This is a genomic window from Phaeodactylibacter luteus (genome assembly GCF_007993045.1).
Classification (GTDB): domain Bacteria; phylum Bacteroidota; class Bacteroidia; order Chitinophagales; family Saprospiraceae; genus Phaeodactylibacter; species Phaeodactylibacter luteus.
Window position 1 is genome coordinate 1 of sequence record NZ_VOOR01000192.1, and the last position, 562, is coordinate 562.

Sequence of the window (562 nt, forward strand, 5' to 3'; positions counted from 1 at the left end):
TTTGATTTGATTGATATTCCAAGTTTTTAATATGAAGCCACATTATAAATAACGCTCTATAATCTCCTTCTATTATATCTTGTCTTATTCCAATTAGGTCTGATGACAAATAACTTTCATCTTCTACCCAGTAATTGCTTTCTTCCTCTGAGAGGTTTATGTCTATTACAATAAATTTTGCTTTTTGAAATATTCTGATTCCATTATCCGCATAAAAGTTTTCGTATACAGAATGATAGTGTTTTATTTCCTCATAGTCAACCAATTCTTTAGGAATCTTATACATTATTCTCTTGGTCCCCCAGTTCGATAAGTATAATAAGAAATCAAAATACTTCAACAATACGGACTCTTCATCATGCCTAAAACTACTATAACTATAAGTGAATATTGCCCTTCTTGATGTCGGACTAAACCTACTTGATAAGTTATCAACTTCTTTTCTTTCCTTTCTTGTTAATTCCTTATCGATTGCATAGAATTCATAGTATTGATACTCGCTCATGTCTAAATTTAAGTAATTTTAGGAATTTCTAGTATTTTGGGTTCCAAAGTACACAAC

1 pseudogene is annotated in these 562 nt (G+C 30.2%); it reads right to left on the minus strand.

The annotated features are described in order from the left end of the window. A pseudogene (locus FRY97_RS22045) lies at nucleotides 1-505 on the minus strand (hypothetical protein); the annotation flags it as partial. Nucleotides 506-562: the final 57 nt, after the last annotated feature.